Source organism: Actinokineospora spheciospongiae (genome assembly GCF_000564855.1).
In the GTDB taxonomy this organism is placed as follows: Bacteria; Actinomycetota; Actinomycetes; order Mycobacteriales; family Pseudonocardiaceae; genus Actinokineospora; species Actinokineospora spheciospongiae.
This window is the reverse complement of record NZ_AYXG01000087.1, coordinates 40,517-66,191: the sequence shown is the minus strand read 5'-3', so window position 1 is coordinate 66,191 and position 25,675 is coordinate 40,517. Positions and strand designations below refer to the sequence as shown.

Annotated in this window: 20 protein-coding genes and 1 tRNA gene; 12 read left to right on the top strand and 9 right to left on the bottom strand. The window is 72.2% G+C overall.

The window, feature by feature from the left end:
• Window positions 1-41: 41 nt before the first annotated feature.
• Entirely contained in the window at window positions 42-1,307 is a 1,266-nt protein-coding gene (gene entS / locus UO65_RS12430) for an enterobactin transporter EntS (RefSeq protein ID WP_052021093.1), read from the top strand.
• A gap of 1 nt (window position 1,308) precedes the next feature.
• Here entS and UO65_RS12425 read toward each other — a convergent pair whose 3' ends face one another.
• Window positions 1,309-2,163, bottom strand: a complete 855-nt coding sequence (locus tag UO65_RS12425; RefSeq protein WP_035281927.1) for a helix-turn-helix domain-containing protein — start codon at window positions 2,161-2,163, stop codon at window positions 1,309-1,311.
• A 138-nt stretch (window positions 2,164-2,301) separates the two neighbouring features.
• Here UO65_RS12425 and UO65_RS12420 point away from each other — a divergent pair, with 138 nt between their 5' ends.
• Complete coding sequence (locus UO65_RS12420) at window positions 2,302-2,517, top strand: hypothetical protein (RefSeq protein ID WP_035281925.1); 216 nt, start codon at window positions 2,302-2,304, stop codon at window positions 2,515-2,517.
• A gap of 40 nt (window positions 2,518-2,557) precedes the next feature.
• Here the strand turns inward: UO65_RS12420 and UO65_RS12415 are convergent, their stop codons facing one another.
• Window positions 2,558-3,505 carry a methionyl-tRNA formyltransferase gene (locus UO65_RS12415; protein WP_035281923.1) on the bottom strand — a complete coding sequence of 316 codons (948 nt, stop codon included), beginning with the start codon at window positions 3,503-3,505 and terminating at the stop codon, window positions 2,558-2,560.
• A gap of 64 nt (window positions 3,506-3,569) precedes the next feature.
• Between UO65_RS12415 and UO65_RS12410 the strand changes: the two genes are divergently transcribed.
• Genes UO65_RS12410 through UO65_RS12390 form a run of 5 tightly spaced genes read left to right on the top strand, consistent with a single transcriptional unit; the run spans window position 3,570 to window position 9,194 of the window.
• On the top strand, window positions 3,570-4,589 hold the full coding sequence (locus UO65_RS12410) for a FecCD family ABC transporter permease (protein WP_052021092.1): 1,020 nt from the start codon (window positions 3,570-3,572) through the stop codon (window positions 4,587-4,589).
• Window positions 4,589-5,638, top strand: coding sequence for a FecCD family ABC transporter permease (locus tag UO65_RS12405; RefSeq protein WP_035281921.1), 1,050 nt, complete (start codon window positions 4,589-4,591; stop codon window positions 5,636-5,638). Before UO65_RS12410 ends, UO65_RS12405 begins: the two co-directional genes overlap by 1 nt.
• On the top strand, window positions 5,635-6,567 hold the full coding sequence (locus tag UO65_RS12400; RefSeq protein ID WP_084175504.1) for an ABC transporter ATP-binding protein: 933 nt from the start codon (window positions 5,635-5,637) through the stop codon (window positions 6,565-6,567). The genes UO65_RS12405 and UO65_RS12400 overlap by 4 nt, the downstream gene beginning before the upstream one ends.
• A gap of 46 nt (window positions 6,568-6,613) precedes the next feature.
• Window positions 6,614-7,657 (top strand): ABC transporter substrate-binding protein, encoded by a 1,044-nt coding sequence (locus UO65_RS12395; protein ID WP_035281919.1) that lies wholly within the window; start codon window positions 6,614-6,616, stop codon window positions 7,655-7,657.
• A complete protein-coding gene (locus UO65_RS12390) occupies window positions 7,644-9,194 on the top strand; it encodes a (2,3-dihydroxybenzoyl)adenylate synthase (protein WP_035281917.1) in 1,551 nt (516 codons plus the stop codon). Before UO65_RS12395 ends, UO65_RS12390 begins: the two co-directional genes overlap by 14 nt.
• A gap of 53 nt (window positions 9,195-9,247) precedes the next feature.
• On the opposite strand, the gene UO65_RS12385 is transcribed toward UO65_RS12390, so the two are convergent.
• From UO65_RS12385 to UO65_RS12375, 3 genes are all read right to left on the bottom strand, one after another.
• Window positions 9,248-10,588 carry a salicylate synthase gene (locus UO65_RS12385; RefSeq protein WP_233427548.1) on the bottom strand — a complete coding sequence of 447 codons (1,341 nt, stop codon included), beginning with the start codon at window positions 10,586-10,588 and terminating at the stop codon, window positions 9,248-9,250.
• Window positions 10,589-10,796: 208 nt separating this feature from the next.
• Window positions 10,797-11,987: an RNA polymerase sigma factor gene (locus tag UO65_RS12380; protein ID WP_052021091.1), complete on the bottom strand. Its 1,191-nt coding sequence runs from the start codon at window positions 11,985-11,987 to the stop codon at window positions 10,797-10,799.
• A gap of 39 nt (window positions 11,988-12,026) precedes the next feature.
• Window positions 12,027-12,380 (bottom strand): YciI family protein, encoded by a 354-nt coding sequence (locus UO65_RS12375; RefSeq protein WP_035281913.1) that lies wholly within the window; start codon window positions 12,378-12,380, stop codon window positions 12,027-12,029.
• 170 nt (window positions 12,381-12,550) lie between these two features.
• On the opposite strand from UO65_RS12375, the gene UO65_RS12370 reads away from it, so the two are divergent.
• The gene (locus UO65_RS12370) at window positions 12,551-13,462 is read left to right on the top strand and encodes an NADP-dependent oxidoreductase (protein ID WP_035281911.1); all 912 of its coding nucleotides are present in this window, start codon (window positions 12,551-12,553) and stop codon (window positions 13,460-13,462) included.
• Window positions 13,463-13,481: 19 nt separating this feature from the next.
• On the opposite strand, the gene UO65_RS12365 is transcribed toward UO65_RS12370, so the two are convergent.
• Together UO65_RS12365 and UO65_RS12360 are read right to left on the bottom strand one after the other, a co-directional pair.
• On the bottom strand, window positions 13,482-14,273 hold the full coding sequence (locus UO65_RS12365; RefSeq protein WP_233427547.1) for a PP2C family protein-serine/threonine phosphatase: 792 nt from the start codon (window positions 14,271-14,273) through the stop codon (window positions 13,482-13,484).
• Window positions 14,274-14,555: 282 nt separating this feature from the next.
• On the bottom strand, window positions 14,556-15,032 hold the full coding sequence (locus tag UO65_RS12360) for a hypothetical protein (protein ID WP_161784456.1): 477 nt from the start codon (window positions 15,030-15,032) through the stop codon (window positions 14,556-14,558).
• A gap of 128 nt (window positions 15,033-15,160) precedes the next feature.
• Between UO65_RS12360 and UO65_RS12355 the strand changes: the two genes are divergently transcribed.
• Window positions 15,161-18,070 carry an AfsR/SARP family transcriptional regulator gene (locus UO65_RS12355; protein ID WP_161784455.1) on the top strand — a complete coding sequence of 970 codons (2,910 nt, stop codon included), beginning with the start codon at window positions 15,161-15,163 and terminating at the stop codon, window positions 18,068-18,070.
• A 162-nt stretch (window positions 18,071-18,232) separates the two neighbouring features.
• Here the strand turns inward: UO65_RS12355 and UO65_RS12350 are convergent.
• Window positions 18,233-18,308 (bottom strand) — tRNA-Thr (locus tag UO65_RS12350).
• A 212-nt stretch (window positions 18,309-18,520) separates the two neighbouring features.
• On the opposite strand from UO65_RS12350, the gene UO65_RS12345 reads away from it, so the two are divergent.
• The 3 genes from UO65_RS12345 (at window position 18,521) to otsB (ending at window position 24,021) form a co-directional block, all read left to right on the top strand.
• Window positions 18,521-19,882 (top strand): threonine/serine exporter family protein, encoded by a 1,362-nt coding sequence (locus UO65_RS12345; protein WP_052021100.1) that lies wholly within the window; start codon window positions 18,521-18,523, stop codon window positions 19,880-19,882.
• A gap of 120 nt (window positions 19,883-20,002) precedes the next feature.
• Entirely contained in the window at window positions 20,003-21,448 is a 1,446-nt protein-coding gene (locus UO65_RS12340; protein WP_035281909.1) for an alpha,alpha-trehalose-phosphate synthase (UDP-forming), read from the top strand.
• A gap of 44 nt (window positions 21,449-21,492) precedes the next feature.
• Window positions 21,493-24,021 (top strand): trehalose-phosphatase, encoded by a 2,529-nt coding sequence (otsB, locus tag UO65_RS12335; protein WP_035281907.1) that lies wholly within the window; start codon window positions 21,493-21,495, stop codon window positions 24,019-24,021.
• 238 nt (window positions 24,022-24,259) lie between these two features.
• Here otsB and radA read toward each other — a convergent pair whose 3' ends face one another.
• Window positions 24,260-25,639 (bottom strand): DNA repair protein RadA, encoded by a 1,380-nt coding sequence (gene radA / locus UO65_RS12330; protein ID WP_035281905.1) that lies wholly within the window; start codon window positions 25,637-25,639, stop codon window positions 24,260-24,262.
• Window positions 25,640-25,675: the final 36 nt, after the last annotated feature.

Below are 25,675 nucleotides of genomic sequence, written 5' to 3'. Positions count from 1 at the left end.
TCTCAAGGGGCAAGGCTCACCCGTAGCGAGTCGGAGGACCCGTGCGCCTGGGACAGCTCGTACTCGACCCCGCCCCGGTGCGCGGAAACCGCGACTTCCGGTTGGTGCTGACCAGCAGAACGCTCTGGTTGCTCGGCATCGGCCTGACCTCGGTCGCGGTCGCCGTCCAGGTGTTCGACATCACCGGTTCCAGCGCCCCGGTGGCCCTGGTCAGCCTCACCCTCGGCACCACCCTGCTGATCGGCTTCCTGCTCGGCGGCGTCCTCGCCGACCGCGTGGACCGCAAGAAACTGGTGGTGCTGACCAGTTTCGGAGCGAGCCTCGGTTTTGTCGGCCTGGCCGTGAACGCCCTGTTGCCGACCCCGCAACTGTGGGTGGTCTTCGTCTTCGCCGCCGCCCACGGCCTGATCGACGGGATCGGCGAGTCGGCGCTGACGGCGGTCGTCCCGTCCATGGTCGGCGAGAACCAGCTCACCTCGGCGGGCGCGCTGCTCGCGGTCACGACCCAACTGGGCGGCATCGTCGGCCCCGCCCTGTCGGGCCTGTTGATCGGCGGCCCCGGCCTGGCGGCCTGCTACGGCGCCGCAGCCGTCATGGCCCTGGGTACGACAGGGCTGTTGGTGCTGGTCAGCCCGATGCCGGTCCCGCCTGCGGAGAAGTCGGAGGACCCGGAGAGCCCCGACGGCTCGGAGGGTTCACTGCGCGAGGCGTTCCGCTTCATCAAGGGCAACCGCCTGATCTCGTCCCTGCTGCTGGTCGACCTCGGCGCGATGCTGTTCGCCATGCCCTCGGCGCTGTACCCGCAACTGGCGTCCGAGCGCCTGGGCGGCGGCCCGGAGTTGGTCGGCCTGCTCTACACCGCCCCGGCGGTGGGCGCGTTCATCGGCTCGATCGTCTCCGGCTGGACGGCCACCGCCCGCCGCTCGGGCTTGATCCTCATCGGCGTGGCCGCCCTCTGGGGCGTGGCGGCGACGGGGGTCGGGGTGAGCACGGAGCTGTCGCTGGTGCTGTTCCTGCTGGGTGTGGGCGGTCTGGCGGACGTGTTCTCGGAAATCCTGCGGCGGGCGTTGCTCCAGGGCAACACCCCGGACCGGTTGCAGGGCCGGGTGGGCAGTGTGTGGCTGGCCCAGGCGATCACCGGCCCGTCGCTGGGCGGGGTGCTGACGGGTTTCGCGGCCGGGTTGCTGGGGCCCGGGCCTGCCATTGCGATCGGTGGTGGGGTGTGCGTGTTCGTGGTGCTGCTGGTCGCCGCGCTCTACCCGGAACTGCGGCGGGCCAGCGTGGTCACCGAGCCTGCCGACGCCTGATTCAGGCGGGCACCGGTAGGTCCGCTTCCGCGCGGCGGAGCAGGTCGGCGATGAGCCGGAGCGAGCCCTGCTCGCTCAACGCCGCACGCATGACGCCGTCGACGGCCGCGCGGTAGACGGCCACGTCCTCGGCGCTGTGCAGCCAGACGGCGGTCCGGCGCAGCTCCAGGAACACCCCCGGCGGCAGCGAATCCGACTCCATCAGGCAGAAGGGCCCTTCGAGCGCGGGGTGCCACCCCTGCCCGAACGGCACGACCCGCAGTTCCACGTTCGGCAGGCGGGCCACGTCGACGAGGTGGCGCAGCTGGGCGAGCGTGGTGGCCCGGCCACCCACTTCCTGGTGCAGTGCGGCCTGGCCGATCAGCGCGACCAGCCGCGCCGGTTCGGGGCCGCTGAGCACCGCCCGCCGCGCCACCCGGCGGGCGACGTTGGCCGCCGCCTGCTCAGGCGGGAGCCCACCTTCGGACATGATCGCGGCGATGTAGTCGGTCACCTGGAGGATGCCGGGGATCAGCAACGGGGAAACCGTGTGGATCGTCTTGGCGCTGCGCTCGTATTCGCCGAAGGCCGCCACCTGCTGCCGGTGTTCCGGCGACGACAGGGCGAGCCAGTGCGATTCCCCGGCACCGTGGATCAGTGTCATCACCTCGGCGTAGCGCTGCCCGCCGATACCGAGCACGGTGAGTATCCTCGCCACGTCCTCCGGTTTGGGGGTGCGCTCTCCCGTTTCCCACCGGGAGAGCACGGCCGGATCGCGGTCGATCCGGCCCGCGAATTCCCGGAGGCCGATTCCCCGCTCTTCTCGCTCCCGGCGCAGGACACGCCCCAGCACCACCGTTTTCGGCGCCTTGGCCATCGATTCCTCCTGTTGTTGTCGGCCGGTGACACCTTTGCGTGACCGACATTCCGATCCGTTTCACCTGTTGCGACCGCGTCACGGCGTTGTCCCGCGGTGAAACGTCAGGGAATCTGGATACAGCAGAGGAGGAAGCGCATGCAAATGGAAGTACAGGGCGGGTCTTGGGCCACGGTGGCGGACGACTGCCCGATCACCTACGTCGTCCGCTCGGACATGGTGGAGTTGTGCTTCGGCAGCCATTCCACCATCGAATTGTCCATGTCCACCAACAGTCTCCGCAGGCTGGTGGCCACCGCCACCGCCGCCTGCCAGGAGGCCGAGCGGCGGCGACCGGATGACGACGACGACTGAGCCCGGCACGCGGGGAGCGTGCCGGGCGGTGGGCCGACTGCTACGGGCGGGACGTGAGGTATCCGCCCATGTGCGTGAAGTACTTCTCCGCGCTCTGCACTTCACCATCGGCCGTGCGCACGGTCTTCACCAGCAGGCCCTTGCTCTTGCCGCGCCGGGCCTCCGCGCCCGCGACGATCGCCACCCCGTCGCCCTCGCGGTAGAAGATGCGGCCGGGGGTTCCGCCGTAGACCTCGCGGGAGACCTCGGCGGTGATGATTTCCAGGCGCTTGCCCCGGTGGTAGCAGAAGGCGCTGGGGTACGGGGTCGACTGGGCGCGCACCAACCGGTCCAGTTCCTCCGCGCTCCAGGTCCAGTCGATGCGGAGGTCTTCGTTGGCGCGCTTGTGGAAGAAGCTGGCCTTGGTGCGGTCCTGCTTCTGGAAGTCCCCGCGGCCGGAGGCGATCAGGGCGAGGCCGTCGACGGTGATGGGGCCGAAGATGTCCATCGACTTGGCGACCAGGTCGCCCGCGGTGTCGCGGGGGCCGACGGGGAAGGCGCGTTGCAGGACGATGTCGCCCGCGTCGAGGGTGGCGTCCATCAGGTGGGCGGTGACGCCGACTTCCCGTTCGTCGTTGATCAGGGCCCAGATCATCGCCGAGAAGCCCGCGTACGCCGGGAGCAGGGAGTCGTGGATGTTGAGGGTGCCGAGCCTGGGCAGCTCGAAGACCTCCGGGGAGATCCAGGTGCGCCAGTTGGCGGCGACGAACACGTCCGCGTCGAGCGCGCGCAGCTCGTCGAGCAGTTCCTGGTCGTCGGGGCGTTCGCGGAGGATGACGGGGATGCCGTTCTCCTTCGCCAGCTCCTCCACGGAGTCGCTCCAGACCTGCTCGTAGACCCCGCCGCCCTGTGGGTGGGTGACAACCGTGACCACTTCGTGTTCGGATTCGATGAGCGCTTGCAGGGTGCGGTGTCCCCAGGTCTGGAAGCCGAACATGACGACCCGCATGGGTCCTCCTCCACCGTTGTCCACATTGAAGTAAGCCTGCCCTTCGTTAGGCTATCCTCACTCCGTGCTCGCCCCAAGCCCGCCTGTCCAGGCGCCCCGCCGCGCGGCCCACCGGGTCCGCTGGCTGCTGGTCGCCGTTGCCGGGCTGCTCGCGGTCTCGGTGCTGTCGATCATGGTCGGCAGCAAGTACATCCCGCTGCCGGAGGTGTTGCGGCTGCTGGGCGATGACCCGGCCGCAGGCGAGGACGCGGCGATCGTCAACGGCATGCGGTTGTCCCGGACGTTGTTCGGGGTGGCGGTGGGGGTGTCGCTGGGGATCGCGGGGGCGCTCATGCAGGGGCTGACCCGCAACCCGCTCGCCGACCCGGGCCTGCTCGGTGTCGGTGCGGGGGCGGCGCTGGGCGTGGTGCTGACGACCAGCGTGTTCGGGGTGACCGCCCTGTTCGGCTACATCTGGTTCGCCTTCGCCGGGGCGCTGGCCGCGACCGTCGTGGTGTACCTGCTGGGCGGGCCGCACCCGGCCCGGTTGGCGCTGGCGGGGGCGGCGGTGTCGGCGCTGTTGCAGTCGATCATCAGCTCGTTGCTGCTGCTGGACTCCTCCACGCTGGACCAGTACCGGTTCTGGGCGGTCGGGTCGCTGAACGTGCCCGACTCCTCCGTGCTGCTCCAGGTCCTGCCGTTCCTGGTGCTCGGGTTGGTGCTGGCGCTGCTGACGGCGCCGGGGTTGAACATGCTGGCGCTGGGGGACGACGTGGCGAAGTCGCTCGGGCAGAACGTGACCGGGGTGCGCATCCGGGGGGCGGTGGCGATCACGCTGCTGGCCGGTGGGGCGACGGCGGTGTGCGGGCCGATCGCGTTCATCGGGCTGGTGGTGCCGCACATCGCGCGGGCGATCACCGGACCGGACCAGCGGTGGGTGCTCGCCTACTCCGCCGTGCTGGCGCCGGTGCTGCTGCTGGGGGCGGACATCCTCGGCCGGGTCGTCGCCGAGCAGCGGGAGATCCACGTCGGGATCGTGGTGGCGTTCCTCGGGGCACCGTTCTTCATCGCCCTGGTCCGCAGGCGCAAGTTGCCGGAGCTGTGATGATCACCCTTGCGCGCGTGGACGGGCAGACCACCTTCCGGGTCGGCGACCGGGGGCCCTCCGGGGTGCTGCGGGCCCGGCCGTTCTGGGTGGCGGTGGTGCTGGCGGTGCTGGTCTTCCTGTGCTTCTGCCTCGGGTTGACCTTCGGCGACTACCCGGTGACCGCGGTCGACGCGATGCGGGCGCTGTTCTGGTACGGCGACCCGACGACCGTCGACATCGTCTACGACCTGCGGCTGCCCCGGGTGCTCGTCGGGCTGCTGGTGGGGTCGGCGTTCGGGTTGGCCGGGGCGGTGTTCCAGACGCTGGCGCGCAACGCGCTGGCGAGCCCGGACGTGATCGGGGTGGCGGAGGGCGCCAACACCGCCGCCGTCGCCGGGATCGTGTTCGGGTTCGGGGCGTCGCTGGGGACCTCGACCACCGCGCTGCTCGGGGCGCTGGCCAGTGCCACGGCGATCTACCTGCTGGCCTGGCGGCGCGGGACGACCGGCTACCGGATCGTGCTGGTGGGCATCGGGGTGTCTGCGCTGTTCACCAGCCTCACCTCGTACCTGCTGCAACGGGCGGACGTGTTCCAGGCGCAGCGCGCGGTGCTGTGGCTGACCGGGTCGCTGAACCTGCGGGAGTGGAAGCACGTCGGGCCGCTGGCGGGAGCTGTGCTGGTGCTGGTGCCGGTCGTGCTGCTGATGTCGCGGTGGCTGTCCGGGCTGATGCTGGGCGACGACACGGCGCGCGGGCTGGGGGTGCCGGTGCAGAAGGCGCGGCTGGCGCTGATGCTCGCCGGGGTCGGGCTGGTCGCGTTCGCCACGGCGGCGGCCGGGCCGGTGGCGTTCGTGTCGCTGGTGTCGCCGCAGATCGGGCTGCGGTTGGCGCGCAGACCGACGCCGCCGCTGGTGGTGTCGGCGCTGACCGGGGCGCTGGTGGTGCTGGCGGGCGACCTGCTGGCGCGGCCGTTCGGGCTGCCGGTGGGTGTGGTCACCGGGGCGATCGGGGCGCCGTACCTGCTCTGGCTGCTGAGCCGGGCGAAGCGACTGGGGAGTGGGGCATGACGGACAACACCGGGTCGGGCAACACGGCGCTGGGCAACACGGCGCTGGACAACACCGCGCTGGGCAACGGGGCGCCGGTCGGGGCTGGGCTGCGCGCCGAGGGGCTGCGGTTGGCCTACGAGAAGCGGACCGTGATCGACGGGGTCGACCTGGTGATCCCGCCGGGCAAGGTGACCGTGGTCGTCGGCGCGAACGCGTGCGGCAAGTCGACGCTGCTGCGCGGGATGTCGCGGCTGCTGACCCCCGACGGCGGCGCGGTGCACCTCGACGGCGAGTCCATCCACCGGATGCGCACCCGCGACCTGGCTCGCAAGCTGGGCATCCTCCCGCAGTCGCCGACCGCGCCGGAGGGCATGACCGTGCGCGAACTGGTGACCCGTGGTCGCAGCCCGCACCAGACCTGGTGGCGGCAGTGGTCCCCGGAGGACGGCGACGCGGTGAACCTGGCGCTGGCCGCCACCGACCTGGCCGACCTGGCCGAGCGGCCGGTGGACGAGCTGTCCGGCGGGCAGCGGCAGCGCGCCTGGATCGCCATGGCCCTGGCCCAGGACACCCCGTACCTGCTGCTCGACGAGCCGACCACCTACCTCGACCTGGCGCACCAGATCGACGTGCTGGACCTGATCGCCGACCTCAACCACGCGGGCGACCGGACCGTGGTCATGGTCCTGCACGACCTCAACCAGGCCTGCCGGTACGCCGACCACGTGGTGGCGATGAAGTCCGGCCGGGTGGTGGCCGAGGGCGACCCGCTCCGGGTGGTCACCGCCGAGCTGGTCGAGGACGTGTTCGGCCTGCGCTGCGAGGTCATCCCCGACCCGCTGTCGGGCACCCCGCTCATCGTCCCCTTCGGCAGGCACCGCTGCGCCGATCCGGCGGATCGCGCTGTTCCCACGGACCGCACCACCCCCGCGAACCTCCCGCACTGATCCCGAGAGCCACCACTCCCCGAAGAATCCCCGAGAGAGCAGAACAATGACGACCTTCACCTCCGGCCGCTCGCGCGTGCCGACCCGCCGCCGGTTCCTCGGCCTGACCGCGGGCGCGCTCGCCCTCGGCCTGCTCGCGGCCTGCGGCGACTCCGGGCCGGGCGCCTCGGCGGACGGCAGCAGCACCGCCGCCGCCCCCTCGGGTCCGTGGACGTTCACCGACGACCGGGGCAAGACGGTGTCGCTGCCGCAGCGGCCGACCAGGATCGTCATGCAGGTCAACGCCGCCGCGACCCTGGTGGACTTCGGCATCAAGCCGACCGCCGTCTTCGGCCCGCAGAAGCTGGAGGACGGCAAGGCCGACCCGCAGGCCGGGGACGTGGACCCGGGCGTGGTCAGCGTCGGCACCGAGTTCGGCGAGTTCAACCTGGAGAAGTACACCGAGCAGCGCCCCGAGCTGCTGGTGACGATCATGTACGGCGAGTCGCTCTGGTACATCCCGGAGGAGTCGCAGGCCGCCATCGAGGAGAAGGCGCCGATGGTCGCCATCCAGCTCGGCGGGGTGTCCGCGGCCGAGGGCATCGCCAAGTTCGCCAAGCTCGCCGAGTCCCTGGGCGCCGACCTCAACTCCGCCGAGCTGGCCAAGGCGAAGAAGGACTTCGAGGACGCGGGGGCCGCGCTCAAGGCCGCCGCCGCGGCGAAGCCGGGCCTCAAGGTGGAGGTCGTGCAGGGCACCCAGGACGCGCTGCTGGTGGGCAAGCCGAGCTTCTTCAGCGACCTCAAGTACTTCACCGAGCAGGGCGTCGACATCGTCGCCCCCACCGCGGGCGAGCAGCCCACCTGGGACGAGCTGAGCTGGGAGCGCGCCTCCACCTACCCGGCCGACCTGATCCTCACCGACGCCCGCCAGTTCACCCTGTCGCAGGACGAGCTGGCGAAGATCCCGACCTGGGCGCAGCTCCCGGCGGTGCAGGCCAAGCAGTTGGGCCTGTGGCACGCGGAGACGCCCATGTCGTACCAGAAGCTGGCGCCGGTGATCCGCGAGCTGACCGGGGTCATCGAGAAGGCACGCGCGGATGTCGTTTCCTGACGCGTTCGCGGCCCGCTACCGGGAACGCGGCCACTGGACGGGCGCCCGCCTGGGCACGCTGCTCGGCGGTGCGCCGTCCGACGTCGCCCTGGTGTCGGGGTCCGAGCGGGTGACCTACGGCGAGCTGGACGCGCGCGCGTCGCGGCTCGCCGCCGGGTTGGCCGCGCTGGGGATCTCGGCCGGGGACAACGTGGTCGTGCACCTGCCGAACAGCGTGGACTTCGTGGTGCTGTCGTTCGCGCTGTTCCGGTTGGGCGCGCGGCCGGTGTACGCGCTGCCCGCGCACCGGCGCAGCGAGATCGAGTACCTGCTGGCGCACAGCTCGGCGGTCGCCTACGTGATCCCCGACCGGCACGCGGGGTTCGACTACCGGGAGCTGGCCGCGTCCATGCCCGGGGTGCCCCGGGTGCTGGTGTCGGGCGATCCTGGCAACCACACCGCTTTGTCCTCTGTGGACGCCGAGCCGGTCGAACTCCCGGTGCCGGAACCGTCCTCGGTGGCGCTGTTCCTGCTCTCTGGCGGGACCACCGGGCTGCCGAAGCTGATCCCGCGCACGCACGACGACTACGCCTACAACCTGCGGGCCAGCGCCGAGGTCGCCGGGCTGGACTCCTCGACGGTGTACCTGGCGGCGCTGCCGGTGGCGCACAACTTCGCGCTGGCCTGCCCCGGGGTGCTCGGGGTGCTGTCGGTCGGCGGGACGGTCGTGCTGGCCCCGTCGCCGTCGCCGCCGGACGCGTTCCCGCTGATCGAGCGGGAGCGGGTGACGGTGACCGCGCTGGTTCCGTCGCTGGCGCTGCTGTGGATGGAGGCCGTGAAGTTCGCCGGGCGCGACCTGTCCAGCCTGGCGCTGTTGCAGGTCGGCGGGGCGAAGCTCAAGGAGGAGGCGGCCCGGCGGGTCACCCCGGCGCTGGGGTGCGCGTTGCAGCAGGTGTTCGGCATGGCGGAGGGGCTGCTCTGCTTCACCCGCCTCGACGACCCGCTGGAGCTGGTGGTCACCTCCCAGGGCAGGCCGCTGTCGGCCGACGACGAGATCCGCGTCGTCGACGAGGACGGTGACGCGGTCGCCCCCGGTGAGCTGGGACAGTTGCTGACCCGCGGGCCGTACACCCTGCGCGGCTACTACCGCGCCGAGGAGCACAACGCCCGCGCGTTCACCGCGGACGGCTTCTACCTGACCGGCGACCTGGTGCGGGAGCTGCCCAGCGGCCACCTGGTCGTCGACGGCCGGGTCAAGGACGTGATCAACCGCGGCGGGGAGAAGGTGTCCGCCGAGGAGGTGGAGAACCACCTGCTGGCCCACCCGCTGGTCCACGACGCGGCCCTGGTCGGGGTGCCGGACGACATGCTCGGCGAGCGCACCTGCGCGTTCGTGCTGGCCCGGGGTGAAGCGCCGACGCTGGCCGGGATCGCGGCGTTCCTGCGCGAGCGCGGGGTGGCGGACTACAAGCTGCCCGACCGGCTGGAGGTGCTGCCGGAGTTCCCCTACACGGCGGTGGGCAAGGTCAGCAAGAAGGAGCTGGCCGCCCGGCTGTGAGATGCGGAAAAGCCCCGGCCCGGGTTCTCCCGGGCCGGGGCTTTTCCTTGTTCTCAGGCGGAGATTTCGACCAGTTCGCGGACCGCGCGGACCACGTGCGGGGCGACGCTGCCCAACTTCTCGCAGGTCTCCTCGTACTCGCGCTCGGGGGTGGAGTCGGCGACGATGCCCGCGCCCGCGCGCAGCCAGGTGCGGCCGTCCCGCTGGTAGATGGCGCGCAGCACCAGCGCCGCGTCCAGGGCGCCGTCGCAGTCGGTCATCAGGACGGCGCCCGCGTAGAGGTCGCGGCGGCGGTCCTCCATCCGGGCGATGCGGTCGTAGGCGGGGAGCTTGGGGATGCCCGAGGCGGTGACCGCCGGGAACAGGGCGGCCAGCGCGGAGAAGGCGTCCTGGCCGGTGGCGAGTCGGCCGTTGACCCGGGAACCCAGGTGCTGCACGCTGCCGCGCTCCTTGACGGCCATGAACTCCTTGACCGTCACCGACCCCGGCTCGCACAGGTCTTCCAGTTCCTCGCAGGCCAGCTTGACCGACGCCGCGTGCTCGTAGACCTCCTTGGGGTCCGACAGCAGGTCCAGCCTGCGGTCGAGGTTCGTCGTCTCGTCGCCGTCCAGGGCGCGGGTGCCCGCCAGCGGCTGGGTGCTGACCTCGCCGTCGGCGGCGACCTCGGTGACCGTCTCGGGGCTGAACCCGGCGGCCCGCCAGCCGCCGAGGTCGAGCAGGAACGAGCGGGCGGGGGTGTTGCGGGTGCGGCCCAGCACGTACGTCGACACCAGGTCCACCTCGAAGGGGACGTCGACCGCGCGGGAGAGGATGACCTTGTTGAGCTGGCCCGCGCGGATGTCGGCGACCGCGGCGGCGACGGCGTGCTGGTAGGCGATCCGACCTTCATCGGCGGTGATCTCGACCGGGGTGGCCTCGACCTCGGCCGGGGCGGCGGGGGTGCCGAGCAGGTCGGTGATCTCGGCGAGGCGGGGCACGTCGACGGTGCGGACCACGACCTCGTCGGCGCCGAGGCGGATCTCGGTGCGCGGGACCGCCAGGTGCAGCAGGGGCTGGTCGGCGACCAGGTCCGGTCTGCCCGCGATGGCGTAGGCGAGTTCGAAGCCCGCCCAGCCGAAGGCCCGCCAGCGCGACACACCCGCGTCCGCGAGGGCCTGCTTGACCTGGGCCAGCGAGTTCCCGGTCCACGGCTGGGCGGTGGTGCGGCCGTCGACCGTGGTGCGGACCGCGTCGCGGTTGAGGACGACCTCGACCAGGCGGTCACCGGCGAACCAGAACTCCCCCGCGCGCTCGTAGACGACGTGCGACTCGAACACCCCGGACGAGGCCAGGCGCCCGGCCAGCGCCAAGGGCTCGAACCGGCCGGGAATCCTCAGTTCGTGGTATCGGTGCACGCGGCTCTCCCAGGGCGTCATCGACCGGTTCTTAGGTCAGGCTTGCCTAATCTAACCGCAGGTGGGCGCCCTGAGAAGGGGTCGGTGTGAGATGAATCGGACACCACCGCGGCGCAGGGTCCCTGGCCGATGTGGATCGTGCTGTCAAGCCGCCCACCGGGTCATCGTTGTGCACAGGCCCATCCCCAGGCTGGGGAAAACCCGGGTGTCAGCCGCAGGCGGCGGCCCGGTCGAGGAGCAGGGCGCGCTCGCGGGTGTTGCGGGTCAGCCCGGCGGCGCGCTCGAACTCGGCGCGGGCCTCGGCGGGGCGGCCCAGCTTCACCAGCAGGTCGCCGCGCACGGTCGGCAGCAGGTGGTAGCGGCTGAGCGCGGGCTCGCCTGCCAGCGCGTCCACCAGGTCCAGGCCGGCCTGCGGGCCGTGCGCCATCGACAGCGCGACCGCCCGGTTCAGCTCGACGACCGGCGACGGGTTCACCGAGGCCAGCTCGGCGTACAGGTCGGCGATGCGCGCCCAGTCGGTGTCCTCCGGGCGGGCGGCGCGGGCGTGGCAGGCGGCGATCGCGGCCTGCGCGGTGTACGGGCCGCGCGGCCCCAGCCGCTCCGCCTTCTCCAGGGCGTCGAGGCCGAGGCCGATGAGCAGCCGGTTCCACCGGGTGCGGTCCTGCTCCAGCAGCAGCACCGGTTCGCCGTTGGCGTCGACCCGGGCGCCCGCCCGCGAGGCCTGGATCTCCATCAGGGCGACCAGGCCGTGCACCTCCGGTTCGCGCGGCATCAGCCGGGCGAGGACTCGGCCGAGGCGCTGGGCGTCCGCGCACAGCTCCGGGCGCATCAGGTCGTCGCCCGCGGTGGCCGAGTAGCCCTCGTTGAAGATCAGGTAGATGACCTCCAGGACCGAGGCCAGCCGCCCGGCCAGCTCCGGGCCGGACGGCACCTCGTACCGGACGTCGGCCTTGGCCAGCGCCTTCTTCGCCCGCACCAGCCGCTGCGCCACGGTGGACTCGCCGACGAGGAACGCGCGGGCGATCTCCTCGGTCTTGAGCCCGCCGAGCAGCTTCAGCGTCAGCGCCACCCTGGCCTCGGCGGACAGCACCGGGTGGCAGGCGGTGAAGATCAACCGCAGCAGGTCGTCCCGGATCTCCCCCGCGGTCGGCTCCGGGACCTCGGTCTCCAGGTCGCGGGCGATCTCCAGGTACTTGCGGTCCAGGGTCTCCCGGCGGCGGAACTGGTCGACGGCGCGGCGCTTGGCCACGGCCATCAGCCAGGCGCCGGGGTTGCGCGGGGTCCCGGTCTCCGGCCACTGCTCCAGCGCCGCCACCAGGGCGTCCTGTGCCAACTCCTCGGCCATCCCGACGTCGCGGACGAGCCGCACGAGCCCGGCGACGAGCCGTGCGGACTCCATCCGCCACACCGTTTCAACCGCGTCCGCCACGCGGTCAGGCTACGGCGCCTCGACCACCAGCCGGACGTCCATCTCGATGTCGTGCCCGAGCACGTCGGCGAACCGCAGCGCCCACTGCACGGCCTCGGCCCGGTCCGGCAGCTGCATGATGGCGAACCCGGCAATCAACTCCTTGGTCTCGGCGAACGGCCCGTCGGTGACCGTGGCCTCCCCGTCCTTCACCACGACCCGGGTGGCCTCCTTGGTCTCCCGCAGGCCCTCACCGGCCAGCAGCACCCCGGCGTCGACGGCCTCCTGGATGAACGCCCCCATCCGCTGCATCAGCTCGGGGGTCGGCGGGACACCGGCCTCCACGTCGGGGGTCATCTTGTGCATCATCATGAAACGCGGCATGTCGCTCTCCTCGATCGTGTGGCTCGAACACTGACGCGTCGAACGAGCCACCCCCGGAATCGACACCCGGTCGAAAAAAGTTTCCGCGCCCGGGTGAGCGGTGTGTGGGCGTGGTCCGCGCGGGTAGGCCCAGGGCATCGCCCACCCGATCGCCTGCGCAGAGGAGTGTCATGAGGGCATACGGATTCCGCGAGTACGGGGGCCCCGAGGTCCAGGAATACCTCGACCTGGACCCGGTGGAGCCGATGGCCGGTGAACTGCTGGTCGAGGTCGCCGCGGCCGGGGTGAACCCGGTCGACTGGAAGATCCGCGCCGGGCACATGAAGGACGTGCGCCCCCTGGAACTGCCCGCCGTCCTCGGCACCGAGGTCTCGGGCGTGGTCCGCGCGGTCGGCAAGGACGTCGAGGGCTTCGCCGTGGGCGACGAGGTGTTCGGCAGCACCGCCCCCGACTCCGGCGCCTACGCCGAGTTCGCGCTGACCACGGCAGCCGCCACCGCGCACAAACCCCCGCACGTCTCCTTCACCGACGCCGCCACCCTCCCGGTCGCCGCCGCCACGGCGTACGACGCGCTGGTCCAACTGGGCCTCGAGGAAGGTCAGACCCTCCTGATCAACGGCGCCAGCGGCGGCGTCGGGGTCGCCACCGCGCAACTCGCCCGGGACCAGGGGCTCACGGTCGTCGGCGTGGCAGGCCCGGACAAGCGCGAGCTGATCGAGTCACTGGGCGCGATCTTCGTCGAGTACGGCCCCGGCATCGTCCAGCGCGTGCACGACCTGCTGCCGAAGGTCGACGCCATCTTCGACCTGGCGGGCGGCGACGGCCTGCGGGCGGTCGCCCCCCTGCTCGACGGCGGCCCGATCGTCACCGCGGGCGACCCGGCCACCGCGGCCGAGTTCGGCGGGGTGATGGTCGAGCGCGACCGGACCGCGCGGGTGCTGGCGATCGTCGCGGGTCACGTCGCCGAGGGGAAGCTGGACCCCAGGGTCGAGGACGTCGTGCCGTTCGAGGAGGCGGAGAAGGCGGTGGCCGCGGTCGAGGTGGGCCACGCCAAGGGCAAGGTCGTCATCTCCCTGCGCTGACCGCCCCGAACCCGCGGTGTCACCGTTGCGCGAGCGGGATGGCCTCCGTCACCTGGTCGGCTTCCGCCGCCGCACCGGATTCCGACGCCACGTGGTCGACCAGCACAACGGTCACGTTGTCCCGCCCCCCGGCGGCCAACGCGGCGTCCACCAGCCTGTCCGCGGCCTCCTGCGGGTTGACGACCTCACCGAGAACGGCCGCGATGTCCTGATCGGCGACCTCCCCGGTCAGCCCGTCGGAGCAGATCAGGAACCGCTCCCCCACCACGGGCGTCCGCGGCCAGAGATCGGGCTCCGGGGGCGCGTCCGACCCCAACGCCCGGGTCACGACGTTGCGCCGCGCGTGCACCGCCGCCTCCTCCGGGCTCAACCGCCCGGCGGCCACCATCTCGGCGACCTCGGAGTGGTCCCTGGTCAACTGCTCCAACCCACCGTCGGCGTACCGGTAGACCCGCGAGTCCCCGATGTTGAACACCACCCACCGAGCCTCCCCGTCCACGTCGGCGAGGCACACCCCGGTGACGGTCGTCCCCATCCCCGCCTGCTCCGGGTGCCGCTCCGCGGCGGCCACGATGTCCGCGTTCACCCGCACGAGCCGCGCCCGCACGTCCTCCCCCCGCACCACCCGCTCCACGTCCAGCTCGCGCAGCCCGTCCACCGCCATCCGACTGGCCACGTCCCCCGCCGCGTGCCCACCCATCCCATCGGCGACGGCGAACACCCGCCCCTCCGCCAGGAAGCAGTCCTCATTGGCGGCGCGCACCAACCCCACATCAGTCGCGGCCCCCACCCGAATGACCGGAACGCTCACGCCGACCTCCACCCGCTCCCGCGGACGACACCGCCCGCACCCGCAAGAATGTTGCACACCGCCACTACCTGGGGTACCCCAATCCGCGAGCACCGCACCGCACTGTGATCGAAAGAGTGCGTCCCCCGTGGACCGGGGGTGCCCTCGACACACGCGGTGATCTGCGGAACCAAGCGCTGGGAGCGGTGGGCGGGGCGCGCGGGAGCGCGCGTGGAGCGATGGGGCGAACGGCCTGGAGTTGATCTTCACACGGTTTCGGCCCCGGCTGGCACCAAGGACCGGTCAGGGATGCGCGTAGCCCTCGCAGACGAGGTCGTAGGTGTCGTTCTCGTCCCTGAAGCAGAGGATGACGTAGCGCGGGCCGCCCGCGATGTCGACGGGCACGTTGATGGTGTCGGTGGACACGTCGTTGCAGTGCAGACTGGTGCTCCTCGGCGGCCATTCGTTGCCATTGGCGTCGTAACCCCAGGCGTAGAGCCGACGGCAGTTGCTCGCCTTGAACGAGTAGTCGACGTCGACGGATCGTTGATGCCAGCGCAGCTTGCCGAGGGCGTAGGTCGCGCCGTAGCGGAGGATCGGATCGATCGAGCTGGACGGGTCCGCGGTGGTCGTGAGGGGTGTCGCGGTCGCGACCGGTGCCCCGGCCAGAACGGTCGCCGCCACGACCGCGGTCACGGTGGCGTACGCCTTCGCCCGGCGGACCGGCTCGCCTGCCCTCCAGCCACCTGAGCGGCGTGCCTTCGCGTCGATTCCCATCATGGATCTCCCCTTTCGTCACCACGTGTCGGCTGACGACGAAAGGCTCGCAGTGTTCACTGCAGTCGTACTGCAGTCCTACGGAAAGTAACTGGTCAGAGGTACGATCGAGCCGGGGAGGGGGTGTTTGCGTGCCTGGTGTTCGGTTCGGCGTGCTCGGCCCGGTCGTGGTCTGGCGTGGGGTGGACACGGTCGAGGTCGGCTCCGGCAAGTGCCTGCGTGTGCTCGGGGTGCTGTTGCTGCACGCCAACCAGCGAGTGGACCGCCAGCGGATCATCGAGGGCGCCTGGGACGGGAACCCACCGAGGAGCGCGGTGAACCTCGTCCAGAAGTACGTCGGTGACGTGCGCAGATCGCTGCGGCTCGATCGCGGTTCACTGCAGACGATCGGCACCGGTTACCTGTTGCGGGTGGCCCCCGACCAACTGGACAGCGATCAGTTCGCCTCCCGCCTCGTCCGGGCGCGCGAAACGAAGAGCGACGGTGATCTCACCGCGGCCCGGCAGCACCTCGCCGAGGCCGTGAAGTTGTGGCGCGGGCCTGCCTTCAGCGGCATCGACACGCCCGCGGCCACCACCGAACGCGCCCGGCTCGCCGAGTACCGGTGTGGTGCACTCGAGGACCTCTCCGAGCTCGACCTGCTGCGCGGCGAGCACGCGCTGGCCGTCCCCGAGCTGTTCCGGCTCGCCGAGGAGCACCCGTACCGCGAACGCGCGCGGGAGCTGCTCATGATCGCGCTCTACCGCAGCGGGCGCCAAGGCGACGCGCTCGCGGTGTTCCACGACGTCCGGCGACTGCTGGCCGACGAGCTCGGCGCCGACCCCGGGCCCGGGCTGCGGCGTGTGCACGCGCAGATCCTGCGCGCGGACCCCGCACTGGACTGGGTCGCCACGGCCGGGCAGCAGCGGCCGATCGCCCAGTTGCCCGCGGACATCCCGGACTTCACCGGGCACGCCGAGCCGCTGGGCGAGCTGCTGGGGCTGCTGGGCGAGCGCCCGGTGGTGGTGATCGTCGGCGCGCCCGGGACCGGGAAGTCGACGCTCGCGGTGCGCGCGCTCCACCAGGTACGGGACGGCTACCCGGACGGCCAGCTCCACCTCGACCTCGCAGGCACGTCCGAGGTGCCCCGGGACCCGGCGCCGATGCTGGCCGAGTTGCTGCGCGCCCTCGGCGTCACGGACGCGGTCATGCCCGCCGGTCTGCACGAACGAGCCGCCCTCTACCGGTCACGGTTGGCCGACCGCCGCCTGCTGGTGTTGCTCGACGACGCGGCCTGCGCCCAGCAGGTCCGGCCGCTGCTGCCGCCGTCCGGCGGTTGCGCGGTGGTGATCACGAGTCGGCACCGGCTGGCGGACCTGGCCGGTGCCGAGCACGTCGAGCTGGACGTGTTGTCCCCGCGCGATGCCCGTGACCTGCTGGCCCGCATCGCAGGCGCGGAGCGCGTCGGGCGGGAACCGGAGGCGGCCGATGCGATCGTCGAGCTGTGCGGGCACCTCCCGCTGGCCATCCGGATCGCAGGCGCGAAGCTCGCGGGCAGGCGCGGGTGGACCCTGCGGGTGCTGCGCGACCGCTTGGAGGACGAATCCCGGCGCCTGCGCGAGTTGCGGGTCGGCGACCTCGACGTGCGAGCCAATTTCGACCTCAGCCTTCGCCAGCTCCCCGAGGAATCCGTCCGGGCGTTCCGGCTGCTGGGGTTGCTGGGCGCGGAAACACTGCCCGCGTGGGTGATCGGCCCGCTGCTCGGTGGACGGGTGGCGCACGACGTGCTGGACGCCCTGGTCGACGCCTACCTCGTACGCCTGGTGACCACCGACTCCGCGGGCCAGCCGCGGTATCGACTGCACGACCTGCTGCGCGCCTACGCGACGGAAGGCGCATCGGGCAACTACCCGGTCGCGGAACGCCGGGCGGCGGTGGAACGGGTCATCTCGGCCTGGCTCGCCCTCGCAGAGCAAGCCCGGGACTTGTTCTACCCCAGCCTCTTCCGGCCGACACCGGGCCGTTCACCGCGCTGGAGCCCGGATCACCGGGTCGTCGATCCCCTCGCCTGGTTCGACGCCGAGCGCGGGACGCTGCTGCGCGCGATCGAACTCGCGGCCGAATGGGGCTTCGCCGAACTCGCGTGGGAGTTGGCGGTCGCCGCGGTGCCGTACTACGACCACCGCAGCCTCTACCAGGACTGGAACCACAGCCACCGGCTCGCATTGGCAGCGGCCACAGCGGCAGGTGACACCCACGGCGAAGCGGCTTTGCTGCAAGGACTGGGCCAGGTGCACATCTACCTCGACGAGGTGGACGAAGCCCGCCAGGACCTGCGCCGGTGCGTGGAGCTGTACCGGACCACCGGCGATCGACGCGGCGAAGGACTCGCGTTGGCGAGCCTGGGCACCGTGCACCGCGTCCGCGGCGAACTCGACGAGGCGCTGGCCTTCGACGAGGAAGCGCTGGCCCACTTGGTCGCCGCCGGGCACCGGCAGGCGGAAGCGCAGATCCGGACCGCCATCGGCATCATCGGCTTCGAGCGGGGCTCCGACGACGCGGGTCTGTGGATCGAGGACGGCCTGCGGATCGCCCGGCACCTCGGCGACCGCCACCGGCAGGCGGTGATCCTCCGCACGCTCAGCCGGTACCACCTGGGCATCGGCGACACCCCGGCCGCGCTGCGCGACCTCACCGAAGCGTTGACGATCTTCAACGAGATCAGCGACGAGCGGTGCGGTGCCTACACCGACCAACGGCTCGGCACGATCTACGCGGAGCTCGGTGACCGTTCCCGTGCGGAGTCGGCCCTCCAGCGCGCGGCACTCGTCTTCCGCCTCAACGGCGACCGCAGCAACGAGGCCGCGTGCTGGCAGCAGCTCGGCGAACTCGAGAGCGAGCTCGGTGACGCCGCCGCGGCCCAGCGTCACCTGGGCTCGGCGGTCGAGCTGTGGCGGGCCATCGATCTGCCCGAGCGCGCCGACGCTGTGCAGGCCGTGCTCGACGCGGTGACCGGCGACCAGAGCCGCCGGAGGTCGAATCGCGACCCGACGTGGAGGTAGGCACGTCGAGGGGGCCGGATCTGGCTGGAGCGCCGTGACACGAGGGGGCCGAACGATCTTCGCTCGGTAGCCGACAGCGGATTGTCACCGTCAACGACGCCGCCTGCTCCCGGCTTGTCGACAACATCCGCCAGCCCGAGCGGTACCGACTCTGACCTGCAGTGGAGCCGGTATCGGGACTTGAACCCGAAACCTTTCGCTTACAAGGCGAGTGCTCTGCCAATTGAGCTATACCGGCGCGGCGCCCTCGGGCGCCGCGCCCATCCTAAGGCCGGAGCCCGCGCGGTTGCGGGGTGGGCCGGGATCGGAGACTGTCGCCTGGACGGCCCGGGTCACCCGGGAGGGTGACGCTGGGGTGGGGAGGCGGTTGTGGGGCGCTTCGGGCGCGGTGGGCGGCGGGTGGGGCTGTGGTGGCAGCGCGACAGGGCCGCTGGACCGGCGGGCGGTGGGGTGGCTCCGGTGGCGGGTGAGGCGGTGGAGGGGCCTGCCCAGTTGGCGGAGCGGCAGGTGCACTTCGTGCTGGACCTGGCGTTGCGGATCGGGGAGGTGCAGATGACGTCGGGGGCCGGGGCCTCCGACGTGACGGCGACGATCATCGCCGTGGCCGCTGCCTACGGGTTGCCGCACTGCGAGGTGGACGTGATCTTCACGTCGATCACCGTGGCGTGTTGGCGGGGGACGGAGGAGCCGCCGATCACCTCGTTGCGGGTGGTGCGGTCGCGGTCCCTGGACTACACGCGGTTGGCCGCGGTGGAGAACCTGGTTCGGCGGATCACCCGGCAGCGGGTGTCGGCGGAGGACGCCCACGTCGAGTTGGAGGGGATCACCACCGCTGAGCACCCCTATCCGCGGTGGATGGCCACTGCCGCGTGGGCGGGGATGGCTGTGGCGGTCACCGTGCTGATCGGTGGGGATCTGTTGAGTGCGTTGTTCGCCGGTGGGATCACCGCGGTGGTGGATCGGGTGGGGCGGGTTCTGAACAGGAGGGCGCTTCCTTTCTTCTTCCAGCAGGCTGTCGGGGGTGCGTTGGCGACCGGTGGGGCGCTCGCGCTCTTTGTCAGCGGGTGGGTGCCCGCGGCTCGGCCGACGTTGTTGGTGGCGGCTGCCATCACCGTTCTGCTCTCCGGGCTGTCCGTGGTGTCCACCGTGCAGGACGCCATCACCGGGTACAACGTGACCGCGGCGGGGCGGACCATGGAGGTCTCGCTGATGACCGCGGGGCTGATCGCGGGTGTCGTGCTGGCCTTCAACGTCGCCACCGCGCTCGGGATGCAGTACACGCCCCTGGCCGATCCGCTGCCGCCCAGTGCGCTGCGGCTGCCGGTGCTGGCCCTGGCCGGGGCGGCGGCCTCGGGGTGCTTCGGGTTGGCCAGCTACGCGACGCCGAGAGCGCTCGTGGTCTCGGCCGCGGCCGGGGGGATCGGGGCGGCGGGGTTCGGGGCGCTCTCGCTGACCGGGGCGGGGCCGATCGCCGCTTCCGCCGGGGCCGCCGTGGTCATCGGGTTCGGTGGTGGGGTGGTCTCGCGGCGGTTGGGGATGCCGCCGCTGGTGGTGGCCGTGTCGGGGATGGTGCCGTTGCTGCCGGGGATCACCACCTACCGGGCGCTCTACCAGCTCGCGGTGGAGCGGACCGTCAGCGGGCTGCCGACGTTGATGTTGGCCGCCGCGATCGCGTTGGCGCTGGCGGCGGGGGTCGTCCTCGGTGAGTACCTGGCGCAGCCGGTGCGGTCGGGGCTGGGGCGGTTGGAGCGGCGGTTGGCCGGGCCGCGCATGTCCGGGCCGCTGCGGCCGACCCGGCGCCGGTTGGAGTGACCGGTCGAGTGACAGATTGCACCCAATTCACGCCCCGCTCGCAGGACGCGGGGTCGGCCCGCGTTGGCTAGCCTCAACAGGCCAAGCGAGCTCCCCGGTTCGACAGGAGGCACGTCCAGCGTGAGCAGCGAAAACGCTCCCGGGTCCGACGGCGCGGACTTCATCGTCGCGGCGAACCGGTTGCCGGTCGACCTGGAACGGCTGCCCGACGGCACCCAGCGCTGGAAGTCCAGCCCCGGCGGCCTGGTCAGCGCGCTGGCCCCGTTCCTGCGCAGCCACAGCGGCGCCTGGGTGGGCTGGCCCGGCGTGCCCGACGTGGAACTCGACGAGCTGACCGAGGACGGGCTGCGGCTGCACCCGGTGTCGCTGACCTCCACCGAGGTGCGCGACTACTACGAGGGCTTCTCCAACGGCACCCTCTGGCCGCTCTACCACGACGTGGTCGCCACGCCCGTGTTCGACCGGGGCTGGTGGGACACCTACGTCAAGGTGAACCACCGCTTCGCCGAGGCGTGCGCGAAGGTGGCCGCCCCCGGCGCGACCGTGTGGATTCAGGACTACCAGTTGCAACTGGTGCCCTCGATGCTCCGCGACCTGCGGCCCGACCTGCGGATCGGGTTCTTCCTGCACATCCCGTTCCCGCCGACCGAGCTGTTCATGCAGCTCCCCTGGCGCGCGGAGATCGTGCGCGGGCTGCTCGGCGCCGACCTGGTCGGCTTCCACCGGCCCGGCGGCGCGCAGAACTTCCTCTGGCTCGCCCGGCGGCTGCTCGGCCTGGAGCCGACCCGCGGCGCGGTCGGCGTGCGCACCCGGCCGGGTGTCATCCAGCTCGGCAACCGGGCGGTGCGGGTGGGCGCGTTCCCCATCTCCATCGACTCGGCCGGGCTGGACGCGCTGGCCCGCAAGAAGGAGACCGTCGCCCGCACCCAGCAGGTCCGGGCCGACCTGGGGAACCCGAAGAAGATCATCCTCGGGGTGGACCGGCTCGACTACACCAAGGGCATCGACCGCCGCCTCTACGCCCTGCACGAGCTGCTCCAGGAGGGCAAGGTCGACCCGGACGAGGTGGCCATGGTCCAGCTCGCCACCCCCAGCCGCGAGCGGGTCGAGCACTACCAGCGGATGCGCGGGGAGATCGAGCAGATCGTCAGCCGGATCAACGGCGAGTTCGGCCGGGTCGGGCGGCCGGTCGTGCACTACCTGCACCAGTCGGTGGGGCGGGCGGAGCTGGCCGCGTTCTTCGCCGCCGCCGACGTCATGCTGGTGACCCCGGTGCGCGACGGCATGAACCTGGTCTGCAAGGAGTACGTGGCCTGCCGCCACGACCTGGGCGGGGCGCTGGTGCTCTCGGAGTTCGCCGGGGCCGCCGCGGAGCTGACGAGCAGTTTCCTGGTGAACCCGCACGACCTCGATGGTGTCAAGAACGCCATGCTCGCGGCCCTCACGATCGATCCAGCAGAAGGTCGCCGTAGGATGCGCGCGCTGCGGCGACAAGTGCTGACCCACGACGTCGACCGGTGGGCGCGCTCATTCCTCGACGCACTGGAACCAGAGCACGGCCACTAGCGCCCTGTCGTTCCCCTGACACCGATGTCCCCAAGGAGAAGGCGTTGACCGCCGAGGCCCTCCCCGCCGAACTCCGGCGTGCGATCGTGCAGTTGGCCCGCACCCCGCGCCTGCTGGTCGCCTGCGACTACGACGGCACTCTCGCGCCCATCGTCGAGGACCCGGAGAAAGCGCGGCCGCACACCGAGTCGGTCGGTGCGCTGCGCTCCCTGGCCGGGTTGCACGAGACCACCACCGCGGTGATCTCCGGGCGCGCGCTGCGCGACCTGGCGACGCTGTCGCGGCTGCCGTCGGAGGTGCACCTGGTCGGCAGCCACGGCTCCGAGTTCGACGTGGGCTTCGTGCACGCGCTCGACGCCGCCGCCCGCGAGCTGCACCAGCGCGTGGAGGCGGAGCTGGACAAGCTGGTCGACGGCGCGGTCGGCGTCCAACTGGAGGTCAAGCCCGCCAGCATCGCCGTGCACGTGCGCCGCACCGACCCGGAGACCGCCGAGCGGGTGCTCGGGCTGGTCCGCTCCGGGCCGTGCACCTGGGCGGGCGTGGAGGTCACCGAGGGCAAGGCCGTGGTCGAGCTGGCCGTCGTGCAGACCGACAAGGGCCACGCCCTCGACGTGCTGCGCCACCAGGTCGGCGCCACCGCGGCGATCTTCGTCGGCGACGACGTGACCGACGAGAAGGCCTTCGCCCGGCTCTCCGGCCCCGACCTGGGCGTGAAGGTCGGCGAGGGCGACAGCCTGGCCGGGTACCGCATCGCCGACCCGGTGGCGGTGGCCACGATGCTGGCGTTCCTGCTGGAGGAGCGGCGCAACTGGCTCTACGGCGAGCAGGCCCCGCCGATCGAGCGGCTGTCGATGCTGGCCAACGAGCGCTCGGTCGCCCTGGTGACCCCGGACGCCCGGCTGACCTGGCTGTGCCACCCGGAGCCGGACTCGGCGGCGATCTTCGCCGACCTGCTCGGCGGGCCGACCGCGGGCCACTTCTCCGTCTCCCCGGAGCGCGGCGGGCTGCCGCTGGGCCAGCGCTACCTGCCCGGCACCATGACCGTGGAGACCCGCTGGTCGGGCCTGCTGGTCACCGACTACCTCGACCACGGCGCCGAGGAGTACCGCACCGACCTGACCCGGGTGCTGTCCGGCACCTCCGCGGCCGTGGTGGAGTTCGCCCCGCGACCGGAGTTCGGCCAGGTGCAGGTGCGCCTGGAGGCCACCGAGGACGGCCTGCGGGTGCTCGGCACCTCCGACCCGATCGCCCTGCGCTCCCCCGGCGTCACCTGGGAGATCACCTCCGACGGCATGTGGGACGCCGCGCGCGCGGTCGTGCAGCCCACCGCCGACGCCCCGGTGGTGTTCGAGCTGCGCTGCGGCACCGGCGACCTGTCGCCCAAGGCGCAGACCGAGCCCGAGCGCAAGGCCGTCGCGGGCCGGTACTGGTCGACGTGGCTGGACACGCTGGTGCTGCCCCCGGTGGAGAAGGAACTGGTGGCCCGCTCCGCGCTGGTGCTGCGCGGCCTGTGCCACAGCGAGACCGGCGCGATCATGGCCGCGGCCACCACGTCGCTGCCGGAGGAGATCGGCGGCGTCCGCAACTGGGACTACCGCTACTGCTGGCTGCGCGACGCGTCGATGACCGCCAAGGCCCTGGTGTCGCTGGGGTCGACCGCGGAGGCGGAGGCGTTCCTGGGCTGGGTGCACGGGGTCCTGGAGACCGTGGCCGGGCCGGAGCGGCTGCACCCGCTGTACACGATCGCGGGCACCACGCTCGGCCCGGAGGCCGTGATCGACACGCTGCCCGGCTACGCGGGTTCGCGCCCGGTCCGGGTCGGCAACCTGGCCAACCAGCAGGTCCAGCTCGACGTGTTCGGCCCGGTCGTGGACTTGGTCGCCGACCTGGCCGAGGCCCGGGGCTCCCTGACCGACGGCGACTGGACCATGGTCCGCGCCATGGCCGAGGCCGTCACCCGCCGCTGGCACGAGCCCGACCACGGCATCTGGGAGGAGCGGCACCGCCCGCGCCACCACGTGTACTCCAAGGTCATGTGCTGGCTGACGATCGACCGCGCCATCAAGCTCGGCCGGGCCCACGGCCGCGAGGTCGACCCCACCTGGGAACCCCTGCGCACCCAGATCGCCGACGACGTCCTGACCAACGGCTGGAACGACGAGATCAAGTCGTTCACCACCGCCTACGACGGCACCGACCTGGACGCGGCCACCCTGCTCATCGGCATGGTCGGCCTCATCGACCCCACCGACGAGCGCTTCGTCGCCACGGTCACCGCCACCGAGGCCGAACTGCGCTCCGGCTCCACCGTCTACCGCTACCACCGCGACGACGGCCTCCCCGGCGACGAGGGCGGCTTCCACCTGTGCGCGGCGTGGATGATCGAGGCCTACCTGCTCACCGGCCGCCGCACCGAGGCCGAGGACCTGTTCGCCCAGATCGTCGACGCGGCGGGCCCCACGGGCCTGCTGCCGGAGGAGTACGACCCGGTCGCGGAGCGCTCGCTGGGCAACCACCCGCAGGCGTACTCGCACCTGGGTCTGATCCGCTGCGCGCAGTTGCTGTCGGCGTGATTGCCCCGATCGGGGGAAGCGCGCGGATGTCGAGGAACTGACGGGACACGTCGGCAGTCTCTCCCCCTGGGACTTCACCCAGGGGGAGAGACCCGTGCCGGACGGCACCGCGCCACCGCCCACGACCGACGGGCAGATCGACGCGGTTCGGGACGGGAACGGTCGGGGTCCTGTCCACTGTGGTCGTCTACTGTGGAATTTGTGCGGCGTTGTCGAATTGTGGCTTCGCGGACGTGGTCTAGGGGCGCAGCACCGACAGGTTGTTCATCGCCGAGCCCAGGTCGGGCACGATGCGCACCTGCATCCCCTCCGGCAACTCCCCCGGGTCCGGGGGCACCAGCGCCTTGGTGAAGCCCAGCCGCATCGCCTCGGTGAGGCGGGCGCGGACGCCGCTCACCCGGCGGACCTCGCCCGCAAGGCCGACCTCGCCCAGCACCACCAGGTCCGGGGGCAGGGCAACGTCCCGGGCCGCCGTGGCCACGGCCAGGGCTATGGCCAGGTCGGCGGCGGGTTCGGGGATCTTCATGCCGCCCACCGTGGCGGTGAACACGTCCGCGTCGCCCAGTTTGACGCCGCCGCGGCGTTCCAGGACGGCGAGGACCATCGCCACCCTGGCCGAGTCCAGGCCGCTCACCGCGCGGCGGGGGGTGCCCAGGGGGGACTTGGCCACCAGGGCCTGCACCTCGCCGAGCAGGGGGCGCTTGCCCTCGACCGCCACCGTCACGGCCGTGCCCGCGACGCCTGCCTCGCGCTTGTTGAGGAACAGGCCGGAGGGGTCCGGGACGCCGACGATGCCGCCTTCGACCAGTTCGAAGCAGCCGACCTCGTCGGCGGGGCCGAAGCGGTTCTTCACCCCGCGCAGCATCCGCAGGGACGAGTGGCGGTCGCCCTCGAAGTGCAGGACGACGTCGACCAGGTGTTCCAGGACGCGGGGGCCCGCGATGGAGCCCTCCTTGGTGACGTGGCCGACCAGGACCACCGGGAGGGCGCGCTCCTTGGCCAGGGCCACCAGGGCCGCGGTCACCGCGCGGATCTGGGTGACGCCGCCGGGGGTGCCCTCGGCGGCCGGGGAGGACATGGTCTGCACCGAGTCGACGACCAGCATCCCCGGCTTGACGGCGTCGACGTGGCCCAGGACGGCGGACAGGTCGCTCTCGGCGGCCAGGAACATGGCGCCGTGCACGTTGCCGGTGCGCTCGGCGCGCAGCCGCACCTGCCCGGCCGACTCCTCGCCCGTCACGTACAGCGTGGGGCCGTACTCGCCGTCGCGGGCGGCCCACCGGTAGGCGACCTCCAGCAGCAGGGTGGACTTGCCGACCCCGGGTTCGCCCGCCAGCAGCACCACCGCGCCGGGCACGAGGCCGCCGCCGAGGACGCGGTCGAGTTCGGAGACACCGGTGCGCCGGGCGCGGGCCGCCTCCACGTCGACCTCGTCGATCGGGCGGGCCGGGGTGCTGGGCGCGCCCGCGGCGATCCGGGCCAGGCCGGGGCGGGGGGCGCCGACCTCCTCCAGCGTCCCCCAGGCCTGGCACTCCGGGCAGCGGCCGAACCACTTGGCGACGCCGTGCCCGCACTCGGCGCAGCGGTAGTTCGGCTTCGGGGTCTTGGTCGTGGCCACGGGACAAAGCTACGGGCGGGCACCGACAGCCCGCGC

Coding starts and splice junctions, on each gene's coding strand:
- UO65_RS12425 (WP_035281927.1), bottom strand. CDS start 2,163: ATGGCCAAGGCGCCGAAAACGGTGGTGCTGGGGCGTGTCCTGCGCCGG.
- UO65_RS12420 (WP_035281925.1), top strand. CDS start 2,302: ATGCAAATGGAAGTACAGGGCGGGTCTTGGGCCACGGTGGCGGACGAC.
- UO65_RS12415 (WP_035281923.1), bottom strand. CDS start 3,505: ATGCGGGTCGTCATGTTCGGCTTCCAGACCTGGGGACACCGCACCCTG.
- UO65_RS12405 (WP_035281921.1), top strand. CDS start 4,589: ATGATCACCCTTGCGCGCGTGGACGGGCAGACCACCTTCCGGGTCGGC.
- UO65_RS12400 (WP_084175504.1), top strand. CDS start 5,635: ATGACGGACAACACCGGGTCGGGCAACACGGCGCTGGGCAACACGGCG.
- UO65_RS12395 (WP_035281919.1), top strand. CDS start 6,614: ATGACGACCTTCACCTCCGGCCGCTCGCGCGTGCCGACCCGCCGCCGG.
- UO65_RS12390 (WP_035281917.1), top strand. CDS start 7,644: ATGTCGTTTCCTGACGCGTTCGCGGCCCGCTACCGGGAACGCGGCCAC.
- UO65_RS12380 (WP_052021091.1), bottom strand. CDS start 11,987: ATGGAGTCCGCACGGCTCGTCGCCGGGCTCGTGCGGCTCGTCCGCGAC.
- UO65_RS12375 (WP_035281913.1), bottom strand. CDS start 12,380: ATGCCGCGTTTCATGATGATGCACAAGATGACCCCCGACGTGGAGGCC.
- UO65_RS12370 (WP_035281911.1), top strand. CDS start 12,551: ATGAGGGCATACGGATTCCGCGAGTACGGGGGCCCCGAGGTCCAGGAA.
- UO65_RS12360 (WP_161784456.1), bottom strand. CDS start 15,032: ATGATGGGAATCGACGCGAAGGCACGCCGCTCAGGTGGCTGGAGGGCA.